Source organism: Catenuloplanes nepalensis, from assembly GCF_030811575.1.
Classification (GTDB): Bacteria; Actinomycetota; Actinomycetes; order Mycobacteriales; family Micromonosporaceae; genus Catenuloplanes; species Catenuloplanes nepalensis.
The window spans coordinates 8696248-8719313 of record NZ_JAUSRA010000001.1 but is presented as its reverse complement, the minus strand read 5'-3'; the positions used below and the strand labels follow the sequence as shown (position 1 = coordinate 8719313).

Below are 23066 nucleotides of genomic sequence, written 5' to 3'. Positions count from 1 at the left end.
TTAACCCGCCCGAGAAGGCGCTTTCGCCTCGTCCACCAGGCCCAGAATCGCCCGCGCGACGGTCTCCGGCATCTCCATCATCGGCACGTGCCCGACACCCTCCAGCACCATCAGCCGGCTGTCCGGGATCACCCGCGCGACCTGCGCCGGGACCCGCGTGTCCACCAGCCGGTCCCGGTCGCCGCCGATCACCAGCGTGGGCGCGGTAACCGCGGACGCCAGCCGCCAGAGCGAGTTCGCACCCGGCAGGTACGCCCGGAGGAAACTGCCGACCAGCCCGCGCATCGTGCCCACGTACGCGCTGGCGTAGTGCTCCGTGAAGCGCATCTCCGACTCCTCCAGCGCCTCGCGCCACCGCTGCTCGGACATCCGGGCCGGATCCGCGTAGCAGGCGGTGAGCACCGACCGCGTCAGCGTCGGCCGGAGCTGAGCGAAGCGGCGCGCGGCCAGCCGGTCCGCCCCGGGCAGCGCCAGGAACGGCACCACCGGCGCCTGCAGCGTGCGGCGCGGGTCCAGGAACGGCATCGCGGGCGTGATCAGCGTGAGCGTACGGATCAGGTCGGGCCGGACAGCGGCGGCGCGCACCGAGATGACCCCGCCGAGCGAGTTGCCGACCAGGTGCACCGGGCCGCGGCCGGTCTCCTCGATCAGCCGGATCAGCAGGTCCGCGAACGCGGCGATCGTGTAGCGCGGGACCGGGTCGCTGTAGCCGAAGCCGGGCAGGTCGAGCGCGAGCCCGTCCAGGCGTGCGGAGAGCAGGCCGGCCAGGTCGGTCCAGTTTTGGGCGGAGCCGCCGAGGCCGTGCACGTAGAGCGCGGGCTCGGCGTCGACGGAGGTCCCGAGAGTTTCTCTGACCTGCATGGATCGCCCGCCCAGTGAGATCTGCCGGGCGGGCCAGGGCGGTGGAGGTTCCGATCGGGACAGCGCGGATTCATCCGCGAGTAACGCACACTTCATAGGATCAAGTCTGCCCGCAGACCTGCTCGGCGTGCGGGCAGACGGTCAGGAAGGCAGCAGACCTTCCAGTCGCCGGTTGACGGCCGCGAGCGTGGCGCGCACCACGGCCTGCCGCCGGTCGCCGCTGACCACGGCGGAGCCGCTGAGCTGTTCCACCCAGCCGTCGCAGGCCAGCAGCAGCACGACCAGCGCGACCTCGGTGGTGCCGAACGGAACCACGGCGGCGTGCTCGACGTAACAGCGGCCCGGCTCCTCGCCCTTCTCGTCGGAGCGCAGCAGCTCGTCCACGGCGGAGGCGGCCGCGACCGCGCAGAGCCGCAGCACGTAACCGTCGACGGCCGGCCCGGTCGCGACACCGGTGGCCACCTGCTCGCCGACGGCCAGCTCCACCTCCACGGTGACGTCCAGGCCGAACGTGCGGGTCTGCACGTGCTCGATCAGCACGCGCGGGCCGGGACGGCCGCCCGGGTCGAGCGCGGGCGGTCCCACCACGGCCGCGGTCGGCTGGCCGGGCAGGTAACCGGCCGCGATCTGCTCGCCGGTCTCGTCCGTGACGGCGGCGGCCGGCTCGACCGGCAGGCTCTCGGCGGGCGGTGCCACCCGGCGGCGCCGGGCCGGCTCGTCCACCGGGACCGGCTGCGCCTGGACCGCGGGCGCGGGCTGGCTCGGCACCGGCCGGACGCCCGGCTGGATCGGCACGTGCGCGGACGCCGCGGACGGCTCCGGCTTCGGCGCGGTGGCCGGGCGCGGCAGGTAGCTCACGCCGCTGCGGGTCTGTGGCCGGGCCGATGACTCGGCCGGCGACTCGACGGACGGGCGGATCGGCGTGACCGACGCCGGCACCGGCGCCTCCGCACCGATCGGCAGGCCCTCCTGCGAGGACGCGGCCAGGCCCATGCGCTCCTGCAGCAGCCGCGCGACCATCCGGGAGACCTCGGCCGGGTCGGCGCCGTCCGTCAGGTCCAGGCGCAGCTTGTGCGCGCCGCTCTCGGTGATGTGCACGGTCGCGTGCCGCACGCCGGCGACCTCGCGCACCGCTTGCTGGATCGCGTCCACGTCGAACCCGTCCGGACGGTCCCGCTCCGGCGCCGGGTCCTCCCGGCGCAGGCCCTCGCGGATCCGGGCGAGATCAGGCGTGTCGGCGGCCGGTGGCCCCGCGATCGGGGCCGCGGGTATCAGCGGCACGTCGTCGGACGGCACCCGCTTGGGCAGCACCTCCGGCGCCCGGCCGAAGTCGTCGAACTCGTCGCGGCCCGGCGGCAGCAGGCCCGGGGGCGGCGGGTACGCCGGGAAGCCGCCGGAGTAACCGGACTGGCGGAATGCCGGCTCGTCCGCCGGATCCGGGAACGCACGCCGGCGGCCTTCCTCGGGCAGGTCACCGCGCCGGCCGTCCAGGTCGAGCGGACGGAACTCACGGCGACCGGCCGCGCGCGGCGCGGTCTCCACGCCCTCCTCGGCCGGGCGGGCCGAGCGGCGCGGCGGCAGCTCTCCGTCCGCCTCCGGCGCACGGGCCTCGCTGGACCGGCGCGGCTCGTAGGCCGGCAGGCCCGGCGGCGGCTCCTCCGGTGTGACGGGCTCGCCGGCCGGTGACTCGGCACGGTCCCGGCCGAACCCGCGGCCGAACTCCGGTGAGCGGCGGCGCATGCCCTCCAGCAGACGGCCACCGGCCTCGCCGACGCGGTCTCGCGTCTGGCGGGTCGGCAGGCCCTCCGGTGAGTCGATCAGGCGCGGCCCGTTCACCTCGGTGTCCGTCATGTCGGCCCGGGACTGCTCCCGGCCCTCGCGGGAGAGGCCGCCGTCGATCGCGCGCAGGCCTCCGGTCGGGCTGTCGCCACGCCGGCCGAAGCGCGGCTCGTCGGCGCGCGCCGGACCGGCCGGGCGCAGCGGCTCGACCGGCCGCGGCCCGCTGACCGGGCGAGGGCCGGTGAACCGGCCGGACGGCGCGTCCGGGTCGCCGTGACCCCACGCGGGCGCACCCGGCGGGTGCCACGAGTCACGCGGTGTGATCTCGGACTCGGTCTGCTCGCCCGGGTATCCGGGGCGCGGGAGGAGACCTGCGTCCTCCAGATCACCTTCATACGGGTACGGGGGCGCGCTGGCCGGCACCTGAGCGGCTGGCAGCGGAGGTTGCGGCTCTACCGGGTGCTCCTTGTGATCATGGCCGTTGACCGGCCGACGCTGGGTCCGGCCGGTGGCGGCCGGTGGAGACGGAGACAGCTGCGCCATCAGGTCCGCATATCGGGCCTGCGGGTCGATCCATGAGGCGGCGTCCCGATCTTTCGTCCGGCGCCACGCCGGGGGCATCGGCTCCGGCTCGTGCGAGGGGCCCGCGTTCGACCATGCGGAATCGACCGGCGCCCAGCCGTTCGGCCGGGCGCGGTCGTCACGCGGAGCCGCACCGTTATGGTTTTCACCCGGCGTGGCGTCGTCCGCTTCCCTCGATTCGTCCACCGTGCGCTCCTCCGTCGCCCCCGCTGAGGCTACCGTGTGCTGACAGCAGCGATAAGTTGCTACGTCGGGCTAATTCGGCGACCAGGCGGGGGACGGTGGTGGAAACCACGTCGCGCCGGATACTCGATCCCATGGCGCGAGCGGCGCACAGTCCGCCCGCAGCGAGGAGGTAGATCCATGACCGCAGCGTCGGGGGGCGCCCAAACGGCGGGACGGCCGACGCGTCTGCCGCGCTCCGCGCGCCGCAAGCAGTTGCTCGCCGCCGCGCAGCAGGTCTTCGTCGCCCAGGGTTACCACGCGGCCGCGATGGACGACATCGCCGAGCGTGCCGGCGTCTCCAAGCCGGTCCTCTACCAGCACTTCCCGGGCAAGCTCGAGCTCTACCTGGCGCTGCTGGACACGCACTGTGAGGCGATCGTCGCGAAGGTGCAGGCGGCGATGCGCGCCACGCCGGACAACAAGGAGCGCGTGCAGGGCGCCGTCACCGCGTACTTCGACTTCGTCGACCACGAGAGCGAGGCGTTCCGCCTGGTCTTCGCGTCCGACCTGCGCAACGAGCCGGCCGTGCGGGAGCGCGTGGACCGCGTCGAGAAGGGCTGCATCGCGGCGCTGACCGACACCATCATCTCGGACACCGGTGTCAACCGAGCGCACGCCGAGCTGCTCGCCTCCGGCCTGGTCGGGGCCGCGGAGACCGCCGCGCAGTTCTGGCTGGCCAACGGCCGCCAGATCCCCAAGCAGGAGGCGGAGTCACTGTTGACCACCCTGCTCTGGCGCGGCATCGCGAGCTTCCCGCTCCAGGGTGATTCCGCGCCCGATCCGGCCCGGTGAATTCAGCTCTCCGCGAGCACGGCGGTTGAGCTGCCGATTGGCGGTCCGGATCGGCTAGCCTTCGAAACGGAACATCTTCGTCCCATGAGGAGGACCCGTGGAGGTCAAGATCGGCGTCCAGTACGCGCCGCGCGAGCTCGTGCTGGAGAGCGGACAGACGCCGGACGAGGTCGAAAAGGTCGTGACCGAGGCGATCAACGGCGACGGTGTCCTCACCCTCACCGACGAGAAGGGCCGCAAGGTCATTGTCCCGGTGACGAAGGTCGCCTACGTGGAGATCGCGGAGGCCAGCCAGCGCTCGGTCGGCTTCACCGCCCGCTGAGCCGTCCGACGATGTGACCGAGCCGCCGGGGTCTTCGCCCCGGCGGCTCAGTCGTTGAGAAGCCTCAGTCGTTGCGAAGCCTCAGTCGTTCAGGAACCTCAGTTGTTCAGGTCGAGCGCGTTCATCCGGGCCGAGTGCGCCGTGGTGAGCCGCTGGAAGAGCTTCTGCACGCCGTCCTCGCGCCCGGTGCCGGTGACGATCAGCTCGGTCAGCGACGCCCGCTCGGCCGCGACCCGCTGCGCGTGCGAGAGCGTCTCGCCGACCAGCCGCCGGGCCCACATGGAGAGCCGGTTCGCGACCTTGGGGTCCTCCTCGATCGCGGCGCGCAGCTCCGCCTCCGCGAACGCGGCGTAACGGCCGTCGTGCAGCACCCGCCGGACCAGGCCGCCGTCGGGCGCGTCGAGCAGCGCGGCCACCTCGGCCAGGAAGTCGTCCGCGATGCCGTCGCCGACGTAGACCTTGGTCAGCGCCTCCAGCCAGTCCTTCGGCTCGGTGGCGTCGTGATATTCCTCGACCGGGCGCACGTAGGGCGCCATCGCCGCCTGCGGGTCCACGCCGAGTTCCGCGAGCCGGGCCGCGACGCGCTGGTAACCGTCCACCTCCACCGCGGCCATCTCGCCGAGCGTGGCGCGCCGGCGCAGGTCGGGGGCGAGCGCGGCGTCCCGCGCCATCCGCTCGAAGGCGAGCAGCTCACCGAAGGCCACCAGGCCGAGCAGCTCCACCACGGGGGCAGGAAGATCTTGCGATCGTGAATCGTCACCGGACACGAGCGCAGGCTACCGCCCAACGCCGAACGCGGCAGCGGACCGCGGTGACCAGCGACACCTATGCCACTTGTGACGCACCCCACTCACCGGCATCCCACCTGAATCGAGATATTCCAGCTGAGGTGCCGTTCATGCTGGTCGGGTATGCTGACACCAGATCAGGCGCAGGTATCGATTTCATCGCGCCAGACGTGATGCTGCAGGACACGTGAGGCCCTCGCCGCGGCTCCATGGCGCGGGACTCACGACGCAGCCGTGAATACACGACACGTCGGCCGATGAACCCAAGCCCTGCGACGGCGTGCGGGCCCGCGGACGTTTCTCGACGACCGCGCGCGGCCCGCGCCTCGACCCACACGCGCCCTCGAACGAAGCGGGGCGCACCACGAGAGGGCACCCCCAAAACTTTATGAACGACATCGAAGAGCAGGAGAACGCTCCCACCCGAGCCCCGGCCATCAGCGACAAGCCGACCTTCGCCGAGCTCGGCGTGCGCGACGAGACCGTCGCCGCGCTCGCCGCCGCCGGCATCGAGCGCGCGTTCGCCATCCAGGAGTACGCGTTGCCCATCGCGCTCCGCGGCTCCGACATGATCGGCCAGGCCCCGACCGGCACTGGCAAGACCTTCGCGTTCGGCCTTCCGCTCATCGACCGGGTGTTCGCACCCGCCGAGGGCGGCGACGGCCTGCCGCAGGCGCTCGTCGTGGTCCCGACCCGCGAGCTGGGCCTCCAGGTTGCCAAGGACCTCGCGCTGGCCGGCAAGGGCCGCGGAGTGCGGGTGCTGCCGATCTACGGCGGCGTGGCCTACGAGCAGCAGACCGACGCGCTGAAGACCGGCGTCGAGATCCTGGTCGGCACGCCCGGCCGCCTGATGGACCTGGCGAAGCAGAAGAAGCTGCGCCTCGACCGGATCCGCGCGCTGGTGCTGGACGAGGCCGACCGCATGCTCGACCTCGGCTTCCTGGACGACGTGGAGAAGATCCTCGCCATGCTGCCGGAGGACCGGCAGACCATGCTGTTCTCCGCGACCATGCCGGACCCGATCGTCACGCTCGCCCGCCGCTTCCTGCGGCACCCGGTGACCGTGCACGCGGGTCACACCGTGGAGACCGGGCCGTCGCCGCAGACGCTGCAGGTGGCGTACCGGACGCACCCGATGAACAAGATCGAGATGGTGGCCCGCATCCTGCAGGCGCGCGGCCGCGGTCTCACGATGATCTTCACGCGCACCAAGCGGGCCGCGGACCGGCTCTCCGAGGACCTCGACTTCCGCGGTTTCGCGGTCGCGGCGGTCCACGGCGACCTGGGCCAGGGCGCGCGCGAGCGGGCGCTGCGGGCGTTCCGGGCCGGCAAGATCGACGTGCTGGTCGCCACCGACGTCGCGGCCCGCGGGCTGGACGTCTCCGGCGTCACCCACGTGATCAACTATGACTGCCCGGAGGACCCGGACACGTACACGCACCGCATCGGCCGCACCGGCCGGGCCGGCGCCACCGGCGTCGCGGTCACGTTCGTGGACTGGGAGGACATGCCGCGCTGGCACCTGATCGACAAGTCGATCGGGCTGGACATGCGGGAACCCCCGGAGACCTACCACACCTCCCCCTACCTCTTCACCGACCTGGACATCCCGACCGACGTCGCGGCGGCGCTGCCGTCCGCGGACCGCACCCGGGCCGGGCTCTCCGCGGAGATCGAGGAGGACCTGGGCAGCACCCGCACCCGTCGCTCCGGCGGCCGTCGTGGCGAGAGCCGCGGCGGTGACCGGGCAGCCGCTCCGGCGCAGCGCACGCCGCGCACCCGCAAGCGCACCCGGCACACCGAGCCGGTCGACGGCGGCGGCGAGGCACCGGCGGTGACCGAGGCCGTGGAAGGCGACGCCGGCGCGAAGCCGCGTCGCCGGCGTCGGCGGGCCGGCGAGGCCGTGTCCGGCGAGGGCACGGTGACCGCCGAGGTCACGACGACGGAGGTGCCGGAGGCCCGGGAGAGCGACAGTGATCCCGCGGAGGCGGCCGGCGACGAGGGCGACCGGCCCAAGCGCCGTCGTCGCCGTCGCGGTGGCCGCGGTGGCCGGGGCGCCGGTGGTGAGGGCGCCGAGGGCGGCGCCGACGAGGGCGCCGAGGACTGAGTCCTCGAAGGCAGGATCAAAAGGCGGATTCCCGGCGACGGGAGTCCGCCTTCCCGTTCCGGCCAGGCGTGTGCCCAGGCTTTTGATCTTCCCGCTTCCGGCGTGGCAACGACCGCATGCTCCCGCGGGCACCGGTCGTCGCTGGCGCTCCTCCCTGTCAGATCCGTGGCGGCCAGGTCAAAGCCCGGACCGCCAGGCTGCCGCGCCACCGGACCGCGGCGCAGCCGCGCCACCAAGCCGCGCCACCAAGCCGCGCCACCAAGCCGCGCCACCAAGCCGCGCCACCAAGCCGCGCCACCAAGCCGCGCCACCAAGCCGCGCCACCAAGCCGCGCCACCAAGCCGCGCCACCAAGCCGCGCCACCAAGCCGCGCCACCAAGCCGCACCGCCAAACCGACCGGCGGCGCCCGGCCGCCCGCGCAGCCCCGCCACCAGGCCGCCCGCGCAGCCGCGCCACCAGACCGCCGCCCGCGCCACCAGACCGCCCGCGCAGCCGTGCCACCAGGCCGCCGCGCCACCGCGCCGTCAAGCCGCCCGCGCAACCCCGCCGCCAGACCGCCGCGCAACCGGGCCGCCAGGCTGCGCCACCAGACCGCCCGGCCAGGCCGACCGGTGTTGCCTGGCCGCGAGGTCGAGGCGGGCTGATGCCGTACCCCCGGCTGGTCTTGATCTCGGGGTTTGATCTCAGGCCGGAGGGCCGGCCGCCGATCCTGTGACCTGCGAGCCACGGATGGCCTCGCACCCGCGAGAGACGGACCTCTCGCGTGCGCCATGGACGGTGAAGGGCGGGTGTACCGATGGATCGGCAGGCGATGGGGCTCACCCTCACCGCCAACGGCTTCGTGCCCGCGGTGCGGCCGGGTGTGCTCGCTGCGGCGGCCACGCGGCCGGTGGCCCGTGGGCACGTCGCGCTCACCTTCGACGACGGGCCGAGCGCGGGGACCGGGGTGGTGCTCAACATCCTGGCCGAGACGCGGGCGCGGGCCACGTTCTTCTTCGTGGGCGGCGGCGTGGAGGCGGACTGGCGGTATGCCAGCCGGGCCGCGCTGGCCGGGCACGCGATCGGCAACCACAGCTACAGCCACCCCGACCTGGCCGCGATCCCGCTCAAGGACGCGGCGGTCGAGCTCGGGCGCACCCAGACCGCGATAACCCGGTACACCGGCGCGGTCCCGGTCATCGGGCGGCCGCCGTTCGGCAGCGCGAACGAGGACGTGGTGATGCTGTTCCGCGAGTACGGCGTGGAGCCGGTGCTGTGGGCGTTCAACCCGGACGACGGCGCCGGTCAGGCCGCGGCCGCGATCGGCGCCGCGATCCTCGGCGCGGTCCGGGACGGCGACATCGTGCTGCTGCACTGCGCGCAGCGGGAGACGCAGCGGATGCTGCCGGAGCTGATCACCGGACTGCGGGGGCGCGGCCTGGAGCCGGGCCGAATCGAGATCACCGGCGAGTACCAGGAGCGCAACCACTCCTACGCCCGCGCCGTCGCCTGGTGACCACCACCCCCAAGATCAAGGCGTCCCCCACGTCGTTCAAGCGACATGGGGGACGCCTTGATCCTTGAGAAGTGAAGAGCCGCTCCCGATGCGCGCTGCAATTCGCATCGGGAGCGGCTCCGGCTTCGGTCAGGCCACGGTGCAGGGGGCGAGGTTCGCCACGTCCAGCTGCGGCTTGTCGGTGTGCCGGCCGATCGCGGTCGCGATCCGGTTGATCGCGGCGACGCGCTTGTCCTCCAGCGGGCCGTTGATCGCGTTCTGCACGAAGTTCGCGCCACCCTGGCCGGCCGAGTTCGCCAGGCGGGTCTCGGCCTCCTGGATCTGCTTCTCCAGCTGGGCCAGGTTGCTCTCCACCTCGGCCAGCGCCTGGTTCGGGATGGCCGGCAGCTGGTCCGCGACGGTCGGGCAGCTGAACGCGCCGTCCGAGCCGCCGTCGTTGCCCTCGTTGATCACGAGCTGGGTGAAGCCGGCACCGGCCTCGCCACCGTTGCCCGCGTTGCCGTTGCCGCCCTCGACCGGGTCGACGACCGGGACCTCGTCCTCGTTCAGCTCACACGGGGCCAGCGTCGCGACGTCCAGGTTCGGGCGCTCCGCGTTCCGGCCGATCGCGGTCGCGATGCGGTTGATCGTGGCGACGCGCTTGTCCTCCAGCGGACCGAGGATCGCGTTCTGCACGAAGTTCGCGCCACCCTGGCCGACCGTGTCCACCAGGCGCTGGTTGGCCTCGGCGATCTGCGTGTCGAGCAGCTCCAGGTTGCGGTCCACCTCGGCCTGGGCCTGCGCCGGGATCGCGGGCAGCTCACCGGCCACGTCCGGGCAGCTGATCGCGCCGGTCCCGGCGTTCCCGCCGCCGTTCTGCTCCTCGCCACCGGCTTGCTCGCCGCCACCGGCCTGCTCGTCGCCGCCGGCCTGCTCGTCGCCGCCGGCCTCGGCGCCGCCGCCCGCGCTGAGCGAGCACTCCGCGAGGCCGCCCAGGTTGGTCGGCTTCTCCGCGGTCCGGCCGATGGAGATCGCGATCCGGTCGATCGTGGACGTCCGCTTGTCCGCCAGCGGGCCGAGGATCGCGTTCTGCACGAAGTTCGCGCCGCCCTCGCCGGCGGACGTGGCCAGGCGGTTGTTCGCCTCCTGGATCTGCGTCTCCAGCAGCGCCAGGTTGCGGTCCACCTCGGCCTGCGCGCTGGCCGGGATCGCCGGGAGCTTGTCCTCGACGGTGGGGCACACGATGGTCTGCCCGCTCGCGCTCGACGACCCGGTGCCGGCCATCGCCACGCCGAGACCGCCGCCGAGCAGCGTGAGCGCGCCCACGGCGATCATGCCGGGGACCTTGTAACGACGCCAGTCGCGCCAGCCAGTCTTTTCGTCATCCCAGCTCGGTGCCATCCGCCTGAACCCAACCCTTCGACAGATTCTGTGGCCGATAGCCTGCGTCGCTCGTCGCGGGCGTACCGGTGAGCCTTGTTCGCTCTGGCTCCGCCGGACCGTCCGAGCGAGGACGGTCCGGCGGGGCCCCGGAGTAGTCGAGGCTTACCGCCTCGCCCGGTCCTACGGGGTCGGACAGCGCTGGGGTTCAACGAATCCGAGGGAGTTTCCGCCGACCTTTAGGGAAGTTTTAAGGGAGTCTGGGGCATCGATTAGATTCGCCGTTTCGACAGTCATTTCGACAACTGGAACGGGTCAGGAACGCGGTGTGACGCCCAGCACAGCGCAGGCCTCGTGGTACATCCGGGCCGCCTCGCCGCGGACCTGCCGGCGCTCGGTCAGCCGCTCGGCGAACGGAATCCGCACCGGGACCTCCACGCCGTCCACGATCGCGACGAAGTCCATGCCGTCCGCGTCCATTCCGGACATGCGCGCCTCGGTGGTGGTGTCCGGCTGCCCGCCGAGACCACGGACGATGAGGACGTTGTCGGCCGCGTGATCGTCGTTCATGTGCCGCATGATCTGCGCCACCACGTCAGGGGTGAAGACGGTGTCTGCCATGGCGGACACGGTAGGCGATGATCACCTCCGCGCACGGCGTCGAAGGCCACAATCGCGGCCGGTCACGGCGCCGGAGGGCGCATCTAGACTGGGGGGATGCCCGAATCACTTCCCGACGCCCTCGCCGAGGTGCGCGACCTGCTGCTCCACCCCGGCCTGACCCGCGCGGTGGCCGCCGGGCGGCGCAAGGGGCAGACCCCGTCGGTGGTCCGGGCCGAGCTGCGCCCGGTCTCGCTAAAGGGCGGCGCCAAGCTGCAGATCGTGACGAACGACGGCGCGCGCCCGTTCACCCGCAACGTCGCGTTCGGCGACGAGGCCGCCGTGGCCGTGGACGAGCTGCTGGCCGAGCCGTTCGGCAACTGGCACGTGGAGTCGCCGGCCGGGACCGTCCAGCTGCGGGTCACTAAGAAGGGCGAGGCGCAGGTGCACCGTGCCGCGTCCACCGTCCCGGACGCGGCGCCGGTCGCTCATGATCGGGCGAAGGAGCACCTGCTCGACCCCGGCGACCCGCTGTTCGCGGAGATCGGTGGCGGCGCGGCAAAGCGGCGGCAGGTCGACGCGTTCCTGCGCGCGCTCGCCGCCACACTCCCGGACGAGCTGCCCGCACGCCTGCGCGTGGTGGACCTCGGCTGCGGCAACGCCTACCTGACGTTCGCGGCCTACCGGTATCTCGCCGCGCGGGGCGTGGCGCTGGACGTGGTCGGCGTGGACGTGCGCGAGGACCAGCGCGTCCGCAACACCGCGCTCGCCGAGCGGCTCGGCTGCGCCGACGAGGTCCGGTTCGTGGCCGGCACCATCCTGGACGCGGACGTCGAGGCCGCGGACGTGGTGCTGGCGCTGCACGCGTGCGACACCGCCACCGACGAGGCGCTGGCCCGCGCGGTGAGCTGGGAGGCGCGCTGGGTGCTGGCCGCGCCCTGCTGCCACCACGATCTCGCCGCGCAGCTGCGCAAGGCACCGGCTCCGACGCCGTTCGAAGGGCTCGGGCGGCACGGCATCCTGCGCGAGCGGTTCGCGGACGTGCTCACCGACACGGTCCGGGCGTCGCTGCTGCGGTTGCACGGTTACCGCGTCGAGGTGGTGGAGTTCATCGACTCCGCGCACACGCCGCGCAACCTGCTGATCCGCGCGCGCCGCACCGGCGCGGCCCCGACCGAGGCCGCGCGGGCGGAGTACACGGCGCTGACCGGCGGGTTCCACATCGAACCCGCGCTGGAGCGGCTGCTCAGCCGATCGTGATCGTGAACGCCGCGGTGTGCACCGCGCCGTCCACCTGGAAGTCGAAGAACGCGCGGTAGCGGCCCTTGCTCGGCGCCGCCAGCCAGAACTTCACGGCGCCGTCCACGGTCAGCCGGTCCTCCGGGTGCACGTGGACGTAGCCGAGGTCACCCTCGCGCAGCACCACCAGGTGCCCGTACGCCCCGAGGTAGCGCTCCGGCTGCGTGGTCTCACCGCCGCGCCGGACCGTGAAGATCATCGGCTGGACCGAACCGAGCGCGGGCGTGCCGGCCATCTCCACCTCGAACCCGCCGACGGTGACCTTCGGTGCGGGCGCGGGCAGCGCGGTCGCCGCGTAGTCGCCGCCGACCGACAGGTCCACGCCGAGCGTGGTGGCGACCTGGGCACCGGTCGCGGTGGTGGCGGTGAAGTCGGCGAAAGCGCGCCAGGCGCCCGCGGCGGGCAGCGCCAGCTCGGTGCTCCAGGTGCCGTCCGGCGCCAGCACCGGGTGCAGGTGCTGATAGCCGGACATGTCCCGGCGCACCACGATCAGGTGCAGCCGCTCGTCGTGCACCACCGCGAAGTCGGTCACCGGCGTGCCGTCCGCGGCCTGGATGACGAACCGGAACGGCGCCCGCGCGGCCGGCGCCGGGAACGCGGCCTCCGCCGGGACCAGCCGGAAGTCGGCGGACCCGACCATCAGCCCGCCCACGTCACCCGCGGCCGGGTTGCCGCCGACCGTGACGCCGGTGCCGACGCCGCCGCTGGTGCCGCCGTGCGTGTGCGGGGCCACGCCGGGCGCGTCCGTGTGCACCGCGTTGGCCCCGGTCGCGGCCGGCAGCGGCGCGGGCTCGGCGACGCCGCCCGAGGTGATCCGGCCCAGCCCGAACCCGGCCAGCACGGCCAGCACCAGGCCACCGACCACGCCGAGCAGGCGCATCGAGGTGCGCTCGTCCGGCCGGGCGAAACCGGCCCCGGCCTCACCGGCCTCATCGGCCTCGGCGCCACCCGCCCTGGCCGAGCCAATGCCAGCGGACTTGGCGCCGTCATACCCGGCGCCCGCCTCAGCCGAACCGGCCTCAGCCGAACCAGTGCCGGCAGAGCTTGCGCCGGCAGAGCTGGCGCCGGCCTCGGTCAAGGTGGGACTGGCCTCGTCGGCCGCTGGGCCGGTGGCGGGCATCGTGCCGGGTGTCGGGTCAGGCATCGGCGTCAGGCATCGGCCGAGGCGAGCTCGTAGCCGGCCTCGTCGACGGCCGTGCGGACCTCGTCGATCGGGAGCGGTCCGTCGCTGGTGACGGTCACGGTGCCGGTCGGCAGGTCGACGCTCACCTCGTGCACGCCCGGCAGCTGGCCGAGCTCACCGCTGACCGCCTGCACGCAGTGTGCGCAGGTCATCCCGCTGACAGCGTAGGAATTGGTGACGGACATGGCTCACGCTCCCCTTCGACTCTGACGGCACCGACTATACCCCCCGGTGGTATGCACGCCTCCCGGCCCGGGAGCGTCGTTGATCCGGTGTGCTCTCTTCCATCATCACGCGAGCGCTCGTCGTCGTCGCCCTGATCGGGGTCGGGCCGGCTCCCGCCCAGGCCGATCCGGACGCACCGCCGTCGGCCCAGGAGCTGCGGCAGCGCCTCGCCGCCGCCGCGCACGAGCTGGAGGTGGTCATCGAGGAGCACAACGCGCTCCGCGACGACCTGGCCGGCACGGAACGACGGCGACGCGAGATCGGCGCCGAGAAGGCACCGATCGAGTTCGCCATGGTGCAGCGCCAGGAACGCATCGGTGAGCTGGCCGCCGCCGCCTATCGCTCGTCCGGCAACGCCCGCGCGCTGATGGTCGCGGCCGGTGGCGGCTCCGACATGGTCGAGCGCCTGCTCACGCTGGACGTCCTCGCCCGCGACCAGCACCGGAGGCTGGACGACCTGGCCGCGTCCCAGGCCCGGTACTCCGAGATGGAGCGCGAGGCCGGCGCGCTGGCCGAGAAGCAGCGTGACCAGCAGGTCGAGCTGGCGCTGCGCAAGAAGGAGATCGAGCAGGAGATCGACCGCCTCCACCGCATGCGTCTCGCTTCCGGCGACCGGGCCCGCCCGGTGGACCTCGCTCCCCCGCCGCCGCCGTCCGGGCTGGCCGGCGACGCGATCAGCTTCGCCTACGAGCAGTTGGGCAAGCCCTACAGCTGGGGGGCGGACGGTCCCGGCTCCTATGACTGCTCCGGGCTGACCATGGCCGCCTGGCATCGCGCGGGCACCCGGCTGCCGCACAACGCGGCGCGTCAGTGGCGCACCGTCCGGCGGATCAGCCGCGATGACCTGCGGCCCGGCGACCTGGTCTTCTACTACGGCCGGATCAGTCACGTCGCGCTCTACGTCGGGGACGGCAAGATGATCCACGCGCCGAGCTTCGGCGAGAACGTCCGCATCGACGCGGTGGGCTACCAGCCGGTCCATGGCTACGGGCGGGTCGTCGGCGGCCGCTGATCGCGCTCAGCCCGCCACGGCCAGCGCGAGCGGCAGCACCGCGGACGCACCCGACCGGCGCAGCAGGCGGGCCGCGAGCGTCATCGTCCACCCGGAGTCGACGAGGTCGTCGACCAGCAGCACCGGGCCGGACACCGCCCCGTCCAGCACGAACGCGTCGTGCAGCAGCCGGACCCGCTGGGCGCTGTTGGTACGGGACGGCTCGAACCCGTCGTCGTCGCGGCGCGTGATCGTGCCGAGCACCGGCAGCCGGCCGACCGTGGCGATCCGGTCCGCGAGGCTGCGGGTGAGGACCGGGCGGCGGCGGGACAGGACCGGGACGATGCCGACCGGGCGGGCCTCCCACTGCTCGGGACCGTGCGACCAGTCCTTGAGCACCTCGACCACGGCGCCGAGCAGGTCGTCGGGGAGCGCGGTGTCCGGTGCACCGTCGGCGAGCAGGGAGCGGAGGCGATCGCCCCAGCCCAGGTCGGAGAGCCGGCCGACGGCACGGCCGGGGGCGGCCTGCTCGGCCGCGGGGATGCGGCCCTTGAGTGCGACGCCGACCGACTCCATGCCGGTGGGCCACATCGCCTTCGGCGGCAGGTCGAGGCCGGGGCGGCCGAGGAACGCCTTGGCGGCGGCGAGCGCCTGCGCGGAGACGTCGGCGGGCAGGACCGGGCCTGCGCACAGGTCGCAGCGGCCGCACGCGGCGGCCTCGGCGTCGTCGAGGCGCTCGCGAAGGAACAGCATGCGGCAGCCGGTGGTCATCGAACCGTATTCCCGCATGGCGCGCTGCTCGGCCTCGCGGGCGTCCGCGACGCGGCGCAGGCGGGGGGCATCGTAGGTCCACGGCTCGCCGGTGCTGATCCAGCCGCCCTTGACCCGGCGGACCGCACCGTCCACATCCAGCACCTTCAGCATCAGTTCGAGCCGGCTGCGGCGCAGGTCGACGCGCGGCTCCAGCGCGGGGACCGAGATCGGCCGGTCGGAGAGCGCGGTCAGCACGGTGTGCACCTGCTCCTCCGGCGGGAACGCCATCGAGGCGAAGTAACGCCAGATGGCCGCGTCCTCCGGGCCGGGCAGCAGCAGCACCTCGGCGTGGTCGACGCCGCGGCCGGCGCGGCCGACCTGCTGGTAGTAGGCGATGGGGGACGGGGGCGCGCCGAGGTGCACCACGAAGCCGAGGTCGGGCTTGTCGAAGCCCATGCCGAGCGCGGACGTCGCGATCAGCGCCTTGATCTTGTTGTCCAGCAGGTCCTGCTCGGCGGCGCGGCGCTCCGCGTCCTCGGTCTGGCCGGAGTAGGACGCGACGGCGAACCCGCGTGAGCGGAGGAACTCGGTGGCCTCGGTCGCGGCCGCCACGGTCAGCGTGTAGACGATGCCGGAGCCGGGCAGCGCGTCCAGGTGGTCGGCGAGCCAGGCGAGCCGGTGCGCGGCGGACGGCAGCCGGTGCACGGCCAGCCGCAGCGACTCACGGTCGAGCGAGCCGCGCAGCACCAGCGCGCCGCCGCCGAGCTGCTCGGCCACATCCGCGGTGACGCGCGCGTTGGCGGTGGCGGTGGTGGCGAGCACGGGCGTGTGCTCGGGCAGCCCGGCCAGGAACGTGCGCAGCCGCCGGTAGTCCGGCCGGAAATCGTGCCCCCAGTCGGAGACGCAGTGCGCCTCGTCCACCACCAGCAGGCCGGTGGTGGCCGCGAGCTCGGGCAGCACGTTGTCGCGGAAGTCCGGGTTGTTGAGCCGCTCGGGACTGATCAGCAGCACGTCGACCGCGCCGGACGCGACCTCCGCCGTGATCTGCCCCCACTCCTCCAGGTTCGCCGAGTTGATGGTGCGGGCGGTGATGCCGGCCCGGGCCGCGGCCTCGACCTGGTTGCGCATCAGCGCCAGCAGCGGCGAGACGATCACGGTGGGGCCGGCACCCAGCTCGCGGAGCAGCGCGGTCGCCACGAAGTAGACCGCGGACTTCCCCCAGCCGGTGCGCTGGACGCAGAGCACCCGCTGGAACGCGACGACCAGCGCCTCGATCGCCCGCCACTGGTCCTCGCGGAGGCGGGCGTGCTCGCCCGCCAGCCGCCGAAGGACCGCTTCCGCCCGCTCCCGCACCTCAGTCACCCGACCTGTCTACCACCGGGGACCGACACCGAAGGGGCAGCCTGTGGATAACTAATCCGCCTGTGGAAGACCGGCGCGCGCCGCCACCGCGGTGTCCGGGTGGTCGGCGAAGACCCCGTCCAGCCCGAGCGAGTAGAACAGCTCGTACTCCGCGGTGATGTCGCCGCGCGCGTTCGGGTCCGCGCCGATCCGGAAGTCCACCGGCAGGAACTGGTTCTCCGCCCGGAACGTCCAGGCGTGCACGACCATCCCGAGCCGGTGTGCGTCCCGCACCAGGGACGTCGGTGCCAGCAGCTTCCCGGACGCGTCCCGGGGCACGATCAGGTTCTTGTTCGCCCCGACACCGTTCGCGTACCCACTGACCCACTTGAGACCGTCGAAGGTCGCCAGATCCGCGTAGGTCCGCGCGTCGCCGGCCGCGACGAAGTCGTACGGCCGTCCCGCCGCGTCCATCAGCTGTGCCAGCCGCACGTCCGTGAGCCGCCGGAGCCGGCGCAGGTTCGCCGTCTCGAACGACTGGATGATCACCGGGTCCTTCGCCGACCGCCAGCCGGCCGCGCGCAGCGTCCGCACCAGCGGCTCCTCCAGCGCCAGCCCGATCGACTGGAAGTAGGTCGGGTGCTTCGTCTCCGGGTACACCCCGATCGTCCGGCCACGCCGCCGCGACTCCGCCTTCGCCAGGTCGATGACCTCCTGGAACGTCGGGATCTGGAACCGCCCGTCGAACGCCGTGTTGGTCACCCGGACCAGCGGCAGCCGCTCCTTCGCGCGCAGCGTCCGCAGCTCAGCCAGCGTGAAGTCCTCGGTGAACCAGCCGCTCACGGCCGTACCGTCGATGGTCTTGGTGGTCCTTCGCGAAGCGAACTCGGGGTGCGCGGCCACGTCCGTCGTCCCGGAGATCTCGTTCTCGTGCCGCGCGACCAGCACGCCGTCGCGCGTCGACACCAGGTCCGGCTCGATGAAGTCGGCGCCCATCCGGATCGCCAGCCGATAGGCCTCCAGCGTGTGCTCCGGGCGGTAGCCGCTCGCGCCGCGGTGCGCGATCACCAGCGGTTCTCCGCGCGAGGACGGGGAGGCTGCGGAGGCCGGGGAAGAGGGGGAGGCGGCGAGCGCGATGCCCGCCAGCCCCAGGGAAGTGGTCACTGCACGACGTCGCATTCCGTCATCCAATCGATACCGGGCGAAGTGCTTGTAACGGTTGGATGAACCGCGCGAGAGTGTCAGGTGGCCCGGATTGCACCCGGGTGATAGACAGACCCACGCCATGCGTCGTCACCTTCAGCATCCCGCCCGCATCGTGCCCGTGGCGTTCCTGGCTCTGGTCGTGCTCGGGACGGCACTCATGATGCTGCCCGTCTCGCGCGCCGAGCCGGGCTTCGCGCCGTTCGTCACGGCACTGTTCACCGCCACCTCCGCGGTCTGCGTGACCGGCCTGGCCGTGGTCGACACCGGCACCTACTGGTCGCCGTTCGGCCTTGGCATGATGACCGTGCTGACCCAGATCGGCGGTCTCGGCATCATGGTGATGGCCACGCTGCTCGGCGTGCTCATCTCGCAGCGGCTCGGACTGCGCGGCCGCCTGATGGCGCAGACCGAGAGCCGCACGCTGGAGACCGCGGACATCCGCCGGATGGTGCTGCGGATCGTGGCAGTCTCGTTCGTCTGCGAGGCGGTGATCGCGGTCGCGGTCGGGCTGCGGTTCTGGCTCGGCTACGACTACTCGTTCGGCCGGGCGATGTGGGAGGGCGTCTTCCACTCGATCCAGGCGTTCAACAATGGCGGGTTCGCGCTCTACCCGGACAGCCTGATGCGGTTCGTCGGCGACCCGTGGATCTGCCTGCCGCTGGTGTTCGGCGTGATGCTCGGCAGCATCGGTTTCCCGGTCATCTTCGAGCTGGCCCGCCGGTGGCGGAAGCCGCACAGCTGGTCCACGCACACCCGGCTCACGGTGTGGGGCTCGCTGGTGCTGGCCGTCACCGGATTCATCCTGGTGCTCGCGTTCGAGTGGAACAACGCGGGCACGTTCGGGCCGCTCAACTGGGGCGACAAGGTCCTGGCCGCGTTCACCCAGGACGTGATGACCCGGTCCGGCGGCTTCAACAGCGTCGACTTCGGCGCGATGAATCAGGAGACGCTGACGATCAGCACCGCGCTGATGTTCATCGGCGGCGGCAGCGGCTCCACCTCCGGCGGCATCAAGCTGACCACGTTCTTCCTGCTCGGGTTCGTGATCCTGGCGGAGATCCGCGGTGAGCCGGACGTGGTGATCGGCCGCCGCCGGATCGCGGAGACCACGCAGCGGCAGGCGATGACCGTGGCGCTGCTCGGCGTCGCGCTGGTCGGCTGCGGCACGCTCGCGCTGCTCTTCATCGACCGGGACATCACACTGGACCGTGCGATATTCGAGGCGACGTCCGCGTTCGCCACGGTCGGCCTCTCCACCGGCATCACGCCGACCCTGCCGGAGAGCGGGCAGGTCGTGCTCGTCATCCTGATGTACGTGGGGCGGGTCGGCACCATCGCCGTCGGCTCCGCGATCGCCCTGAACAGCCGCCAGCGGCTCTACCGCTATCCCGAAGAGAGACCCATCGTTGGCTAGCAACGGCAGGACCAACCTCGACGACAACGTGGTGGTGATCGGGCTCGGCCGGTTCGGCGGGCAGGTCGCCGACTCGCTGCTGCGGCTCGGCCACGAGGTGCTCGGCATCGACGAGGACGGCAAGATCGTCCAGCAGTGGTCGGACCGGCTCACCCACGTGGCACAGGCCGACTCCACCGACAACGACGCGCTGCGCCAGCTCGGCGTGCACGAGTTCCAGCGCGCGGTCGTCGGCATCGGCACCGACATCGAGGCCAGCGTGCTCACCGTGCTGGCGCTGACCGAGATCGGCATCACCGAGATCTGGGCCAAGGCGATCTCCGCGAAGCACGGCAAGATCCTGTCCTCGGTCGGCGCGAACCACGTGATCTATCCCGAGGCGGTCATGGGCGACCGCGTCGCGCACCTGATCACCAGCAAAATGATCGACTTCATCGAGTTCGACGAGGGCTTCGCGATCGCGAAGGTGCGCGCCCCGCAGGAGACCGCGGGACGCTCGCTCGCCGACATCGGCCTGCGCCGGCACCACGGCATCACGGTGATCGCGGTCCGGCCGCCGGACGGCAGTTTCATCTTCGCCGAGGCCTCGACCCTGGTGCCGGCCGGCAGCAAACTGATCGTGGCCGGCACCCCGAAGCAGGTCCAGGCGTTCGCCGCGACGACCTGATCGCGCTCGGCGAACCGGCCACGAGGCACGTTTCGCGACCGGGGCACGTTCCGCCGCCAGACATCTTCCGCAGGCCCGTTTCGCGACCAGGCCAGTTCGCGACCAGGCGCGTTCACCACTGGGCACGTTCCGCAGCCGGGCATTGGGTGCCCGGAAATCCACGACAAAGACGCCGCGAATCAAAGGCCTGAAACCTTTCTTCCCGCTTCCGGCGTGGTTGCTTCGGGCATGCTCCCGCGGGCACCGGTCGTCGCTGGCGCTCCTTCCTGCACGTTTCGCGGTGGTCTGCAGAACCAATTCAGACCTCGGGCGCTCCGCGCCCGAAATATCATGACATCTGTGGCCCGGCCTCGACCGGCGCGACCTACCGGGAAAGCAGTTGATCGACCGGCGCGTAGTCGTCGGTCAGCACCCGGGCGTCGTCGACGAACGCGGCCAACTCCGCACCGTCCAGCATCGTCACCGGCCCGGGCACGGTCTGCGCCATCCGCGCCCGAATCCCGTCCAGCGGCAGTGGCGCGTCCGACGCCACGATCACGAAGTTCGCGCCCTCCTCACCGGCCAGCCCGGACGGCGGGCCGATCAGCGCCACGTGCGGGAACACGTCCTGCACGGTCGCGGTCTCCGCACGGATGAAGTGCAGCGGCGGGTAGTCGATGACGTTCTGCGCGTACACCCCGCCGGCCTTCATCGCGTCGCGGACCTGCACCGCCATCTCCCGCGTCGACAGGTGCCACGGCACCACCAGGTCGCCGAACGCGTCGCCGACCACGAAGTCCGCCGCACCGGCCGGCGCCTCGGCCAGCGACACCCGCGCGTCGCCGACCACCACCCGCAGGTCCGGCCCGGTCTCCAGGCCCAGCTCGGCCCGGTCCAGTTCGACCAGCTCGCCGTCCAGCTCCAGCACGGTCTGCGAGCTGCCCGGCCGGGCCGCGGCGAGATACTGCGGCAGCGTGAACCCGCCGCCGCCGACGTGCAGCGCGGTCACCGGTGCGCCGGCCGGCGCGGTCACGTCGGAGACGGCCGCGATCCACTGCACGTACTCGAACTCCAGGTGCCTCGGGTCGTTCAGGTCCACGTAGGAGTGGTCGCCGGCGTTCAGCACCAGCGTGCGGCCGCCCGGCCGGTTCTGGTCCGCGACCACGGAGGCGCAGCTGTACTCCGTCTCCACGTCGCACGGCGTCGGCGCGATCGCGGTCAGGCCGGCACCGACCAGCCCGAGCACCGCGGCCACGACCCGCGCCTTCGGTGTGCCGGCCGCGTCCAGCCGGCGCAGGTACCAGCCGAGCACCAGGCCGCCCACGCCGAGCAGCACCGCCAGGCTGAACATGATCACCCGGCTGGGCAGGGCCGCCACCAGCACGAACCCGGTGCCGAGCGTCGCCGTGATACCGCCGAGCGTGCCCAGGCCGGAGAGCCGGCCCACCACCTGACCGGTCCGGCGCAGGTCGGACAGCTGCAGCTTCACCACCATCGGCGAGATCGCGGAGAGCAGCGCGGCCGGGACCACCACGGCCAGCGCGGTCAGCAGCAGCACGCCGCCGGCCGCGTTGCCGCGCAGGAACTCACCGGCGTAGCGGATCAGCGGGAACGTGAGCGCGGTCGCGATGCCGGCCAGGATCAGCGCCGGGGCGAGCATCGTGCGCGGGTCCCGGCGGTCGGCCAGCCAGCCGCCGGCCCACGCGCCGTACGCGATGGCGGCCAGCGCCATCCCGATCACCGAGCTGGTGGTCTGCAGCGTAAGCCCGACGTACGGCCCGATCAGCCGCTGGGCGACGATCTCCAGCACCAGCACCGCGCCGCTGGACGCGAAGACCAGCGTGGCGGCGAGGGCGTTCGGCAGGGCTTTCGGCCGGTCTTCCACGGCTTCAGATTCGTCGTCCACCCGGCAAGTAAACACGGGCCTCAGTAGAGCGACACGTGCACGTGGTTCGTGTGCGTCGCGGCCGGCGATCCGCGCCCGCTGTACGAGCGCCAGCCGTTGCCGGGCATCCAGATCTGCCTGTACCAGATCACGTAGAGCACGCCGAGCACCTCCGCGTTGTTCACCAGGTAGACGGCCAGCCGGTCGCCGTACTCCCGGTCGCCGCCGCGCGCGTTCACGTCCTCGAAGCCGTCCCGCGCGGCCGCGAAGTCGCAGGCCCGGCCGCGCGGATGCTCGCCGCCGCCACCCGGGCGGTAGCAGGAGACGAACCGCCGGAACCCGTCCGTCCGCGCCTGCCGCATCGCGTGCAGCGTGCGCGGTGTGACGCAGCCGCGGGTGGTCGGGTCCGCGACCGTGCACGACTCGTCCGGCCACCCGCCGCCCGCGTTCCGGGGCGCCGGCTCCGCGGCCGGCGAGTCCGCGTCGATGAAGCCGCCCGGGCCGCCACCACCGGCCGCGGCCAGCGCACGCTCCGCTTCCGTGCGCCGCTTGGCCTGGATCTCGACCTGCCGGGCCTGCTCGCGCACCTCGTCGTCGATCGCGGTGCGGGCCCGGCGGGCCTCCGCGCGGGCGGCCCGCAGGTCACGCAGCCGGGCGTCGTCCAGCACCGCGATCGTCTCCAGACCGGTGGTCCGCTCCAGGAACTCCAGCCGGTCGCGGGCCGCGAGCAGCAGCATCGGGCCGGAGATCCGCCCGCGCCGGTACGCCTCGTCCGCGACCACGCCGACCCGCGCGGTCAGCGCCACGATGCCGGCCTCGGCCCGCTTCAGCCGCAGCGCCAGCGCGGCCTGCCGCTTCTTCGACGCATCCAGCCGCGCCTGCGAGTCGATGTGCGCCTTCGCGGCCTCCTCCAGCGCGGTCCGCAGCGTCCGGGTGCCGCCCTCGTCGTCCCCGCGATCCGGCTCCCGCACCACCGGCACCGGGGCCGCCGCACCGGCCGGGGACACCGCGCCGGCCGGGGACACCGCGCCGGCCGGGGACACCGCGCCGGCCGGGGACACCGCCGCCACGCCACCGACCGGCGACGGCGCCGTGGAGCCGGCCGAGGCGGATGCCGACACGCCGGCCGACGGCGCCACCACGCCCGCCGGGACTGCCGCCATCGCCGGAACCGTCACCGCGCCGGCCGCCTGTGCCCGCACCGGTGGCAGG

The 23066-nt window shown here is 73.0% G+C and carries 19 protein-coding genes; 8 read left to right on the top strand and 11 right to left on the bottom strand.

The window, feature by feature from the left end; genetic code table 11:
• Both J2S43_RS37845 and J2S43_RS37840 read right to left on the bottom strand, forming a co-directional pair.
• Window positions 1–957 carry an alpha/beta fold hydrolase gene (locus tag J2S43_RS37845; protein WP_306837465.1) on the bottom strand — a complete coding sequence of 319 codons (957 nt, stop codon included), beginning with the start codon at window positions 955–957 and terminating at the stop codon, window positions 1–3.
• 45 nt (window positions 958–1002) lie between these two features.
• The gene (locus J2S43_RS37840) at window positions 1003–3183 is read right to left on the bottom strand and encodes a hypothetical protein (protein ID WP_306837463.1); all 2181 of its coding nucleotides are present in this window, start codon (window positions 3181–3183) and stop codon (window positions 1003–1005) included.
• Between the two features lie 402 nt (window positions 3184–3585).
• Between J2S43_RS37840 and J2S43_RS37835 the strand changes: the two genes are divergently transcribed.
• Both J2S43_RS37835 and J2S43_RS37830 read left to right on the top strand, forming a co-directional pair.
• Window positions 3586–4239: a TetR/AcrR family transcriptional regulator gene (locus tag J2S43_RS37835; protein WP_306837462.1), complete on the top strand. Its 654-nt coding sequence runs from the start codon at window positions 3586–3588 to the stop codon at window positions 4237–4239.
• Between the two features lie 97 nt (window positions 4240–4336).
• The gene (locus J2S43_RS37830; RefSeq protein WP_306837461.1) at window positions 4337–4561 is read left to right on the top strand and encodes a DUF3107 domain-containing protein; all 225 of its coding nucleotides are present in this window, start codon (window positions 4337–4339) and stop codon (window positions 4559–4561) included.
• Window positions 4562–4659: 98 nt separating this feature from the next.
• On the opposite strand, the gene J2S43_RS37825 is transcribed toward J2S43_RS37830, so the two are convergent.
• On the bottom strand, window positions 4660–5286 hold the full coding sequence (locus tag J2S43_RS37825; protein ID WP_306837459.1) for a ferritin-like fold-containing protein: 627 nt from the start codon (window positions 5284–5286) through the stop codon (window positions 4660–4662).
• A 451-nt stretch (window positions 5287–5737) separates the two neighbouring features.
• Between J2S43_RS37825 and J2S43_RS37820 the strand changes: the two genes are divergently transcribed.
• Together J2S43_RS37820 and J2S43_RS37815 are read left to right on the top strand one after the other, a co-directional pair.
• Window positions 5738–7456 carry a DEAD/DEAH box helicase gene (locus J2S43_RS37820; protein ID WP_306837457.1) on the top strand — a complete coding sequence of 573 codons (1719 nt, stop codon included), beginning with the start codon at window positions 5738–5740 and terminating at the stop codon, window positions 7454–7456.
• 797 nt (window positions 7457–8253) lie between these two features.
• Window positions 8254–8952 carry a polysaccharide deacetylase family protein gene (locus J2S43_RS37815; RefSeq protein WP_306837456.1) on the top strand — a complete coding sequence of 233 codons (699 nt, stop codon included), beginning with the start codon at window positions 8254–8256 and terminating at the stop codon, window positions 8950–8952.
• Between the two features lie 129 nt (window positions 8953–9081).
• On the opposite strand, the gene J2S43_RS37810 is transcribed toward J2S43_RS37815, so the two are convergent.
• Complete coding sequence (locus J2S43_RS37810) at window positions 9082–10266, bottom strand: hypothetical protein (RefSeq protein WP_306837455.1); 1185 nt, start codon at window positions 10264–10266, stop codon at window positions 9082–9084.
• A 360-nt stretch (window positions 10267–10626) separates the two neighbouring features.
• Window positions 10627–10932, bottom strand: coding sequence for a DUF2470 domain-containing protein (locus J2S43_RS37805; protein ID WP_306837452.1), 306 nt, complete (start codon window positions 10930–10932; stop codon window positions 10627–10629).
• Between the two features lie 96 nt (window positions 10933–11028).
• Between J2S43_RS37805 and J2S43_RS37800 the strand changes: the two genes are divergently transcribed.
• Window positions 11029–12171 carry a class I SAM-dependent methyltransferase gene (locus J2S43_RS37800; protein WP_306837451.1) on the top strand — a complete coding sequence of 381 codons (1143 nt, stop codon included), beginning with the start codon at window positions 11029–11031 and terminating at the stop codon, window positions 12169–12171.
• On the opposite strand, the gene J2S43_RS37795 is transcribed toward J2S43_RS37800, so the two are convergent.
• Both J2S43_RS37795 and J2S43_RS37790 read right to left on the bottom strand, forming a co-directional pair.
• Window positions 12158–13354, bottom strand: a complete 1197-nt coding sequence (locus J2S43_RS37795; protein ID WP_306837450.1) for a DUF8832 domain-containing protein — start codon at window positions 13352–13354, stop codon at window positions 12158–12160. The genes J2S43_RS37800 and J2S43_RS37795 overlap by 14 nt on opposite strands.
• 5 nt (window positions 13355–13359) lie before the next feature.
• Window positions 13360–13578 (bottom strand): heavy-metal-associated domain-containing protein, encoded by a 219-nt coding sequence (locus J2S43_RS37790; RefSeq protein ID WP_306837449.1) that lies wholly within the window; start codon window positions 13576–13578, stop codon window positions 13360–13362.
• Between the two features lie 89 nt (window positions 13579–13667).
• Here J2S43_RS37790 and J2S43_RS37785 point away from each other — a divergent pair, with 89 nt between their 5' ends.
• A complete protein-coding gene (locus J2S43_RS37785; protein ID WP_306837447.1) occupies window positions 13668–14630 on the top strand; it encodes a C40 family peptidase in 963 nt (320 codons plus the stop codon).
• A 6-nt stretch (window positions 14631–14636) separates the two neighbouring features.
• Here J2S43_RS37785 and J2S43_RS37780 read toward each other — a convergent pair whose 3' ends face one another.
• Both J2S43_RS37780 and J2S43_RS37775 read right to left on the bottom strand, forming a co-directional pair.
• On the bottom strand, window positions 14637–16724 hold the full coding sequence (locus J2S43_RS37780) for a RecQ family ATP-dependent DNA helicase (protein WP_306837445.1): 2088 nt from the start codon (window positions 16722–16724) through the stop codon (window positions 14637–14639).
• Window positions 16725–16775: 51 nt separating this feature from the next.
• Complete coding sequence (locus tag J2S43_RS37775) at window positions 16776–17882, bottom strand: glycerophosphodiester phosphodiesterase (RefSeq protein WP_306837443.1); 1107 nt, start codon at window positions 17880–17882, stop codon at window positions 16776–16778.
• Window positions 17883–17988: 106 nt separating this feature from the next.
• Between J2S43_RS37775 and J2S43_RS37770 the strand changes: the two genes are divergently transcribed.
• Both J2S43_RS37770 and J2S43_RS37765 read left to right on the top strand, forming a co-directional pair.
• Complete coding sequence (locus J2S43_RS37770; protein ID WP_306837440.1) at window positions 17989–19323, top strand: TrkH family potassium uptake protein; 1335 nt, start codon at window positions 17989–17991, stop codon at window positions 19321–19323.
• Entirely contained in the window at window positions 19316–19990 is a 675-nt protein-coding gene (locus J2S43_RS37765) for a potassium channel family protein (protein ID WP_306837439.1), read from the top strand. Before J2S43_RS37770 ends, J2S43_RS37765 begins: the two co-directional genes overlap by 8 nt.
• A 364-nt stretch (window positions 19991–20354) precedes the next feature.
• On the opposite strand, the gene J2S43_RS37760 is transcribed toward J2S43_RS37765, so the two are convergent.
• Both J2S43_RS37760 and J2S43_RS37755 read right to left on the bottom strand, forming a co-directional pair.
• A complete protein-coding gene (locus J2S43_RS37760; RefSeq protein ID WP_306837437.1) occupies window positions 20355–21875 on the bottom strand; it encodes a fused MFS/spermidine synthase in 1521 nt (506 codons plus the stop codon).
• Window positions 21876–21895: 20 nt separating this feature from the next.
• Window positions 21896–22924, bottom strand: a complete 1029-nt coding sequence (locus J2S43_RS37755; protein ID WP_370881818.1) for a VldE C-terminal domain-containing protein — start codon at window positions 22922–22924, stop codon at window positions 21896–21898.
• Between the last annotated feature and the right edge of the window lie 142 nt (window positions 22925–23066).

Coding starts and splice junctions, on each gene's coding strand:
- J2S43_RS37800 (WP_306837451.1), top strand. CDS start 11,029: ATGCCCGAATCACTTCCCGACGCCCTCGCCGAGGTGCGCGACCTGCTG.
- J2S43_RS37775 (WP_306837443.1), bottom strand. CDS start 17,882: ATGCGACGTCGTGCAGTGACCACTTCCCTGGGGCTGGCGGGCATCGCG.
- J2S43_RS37845 (WP_306837465.1), bottom strand. CDS start 957: ATGAAGTGTGCGTTACTCGCGGATGAATCCGCGCTGTCCCGATCGGAA.
- J2S43_RS37805 (WP_306837452.1), bottom strand. CDS start 10,932: ATGGCAGACACCGTCTTCACCCCTGACGTGGTGGCGCAGATCATGCGG.
- J2S43_RS37835 (WP_306837462.1), top strand. CDS start 3,586: ATGACCGCAGCGTCGGGGGGCGCCCAAACGGCGGGACGGCCGACGCGT.
- J2S43_RS37840 (WP_306837463.1), bottom strand. CDS start 3,183: ATGGCGCAGCTGTCTCCGTCTCCACCGGCCGCCACCGGCCGGACCCAG.
- J2S43_RS37770 (WP_306837440.1), top strand. CDS start 17,989: ATGCGTCGTCACCTTCAGCATCCCGCCCGCATCGTGCCCGTGGCGTTC.
- J2S43_RS37790 (WP_306837449.1), bottom strand. CDS start 13,578: ATGTCCGTCACCAATTCCTACGCTGTCAGCGGGATGACCTGCGCACAC.
- J2S43_RS37820 (WP_306837457.1), top strand. CDS start 5,738: ATGAACGACATCGAAGAGCAGGAGAACGCTCCCACCCGAGCCCCGGCC.
- J2S43_RS37795 (WP_306837450.1), bottom strand. CDS start 13,354: ATGCCTGACCCGACACCCGGCACGATGCCCGCCACCGGCCCAGCGGCC.
- J2S43_RS37815 (WP_306837456.1), top strand. CDS start 8,254: ATGGATCGGCAGGCGATGGGGCTCACCCTCACCGCCAACGGCTTCGTG.
- J2S43_RS37810 (WP_306837455.1), bottom strand. CDS start 10,266: ATGATCGCCGTGGGCGCGCTCACGCTGCTCGGCGGCGGTCTCGGCGTG.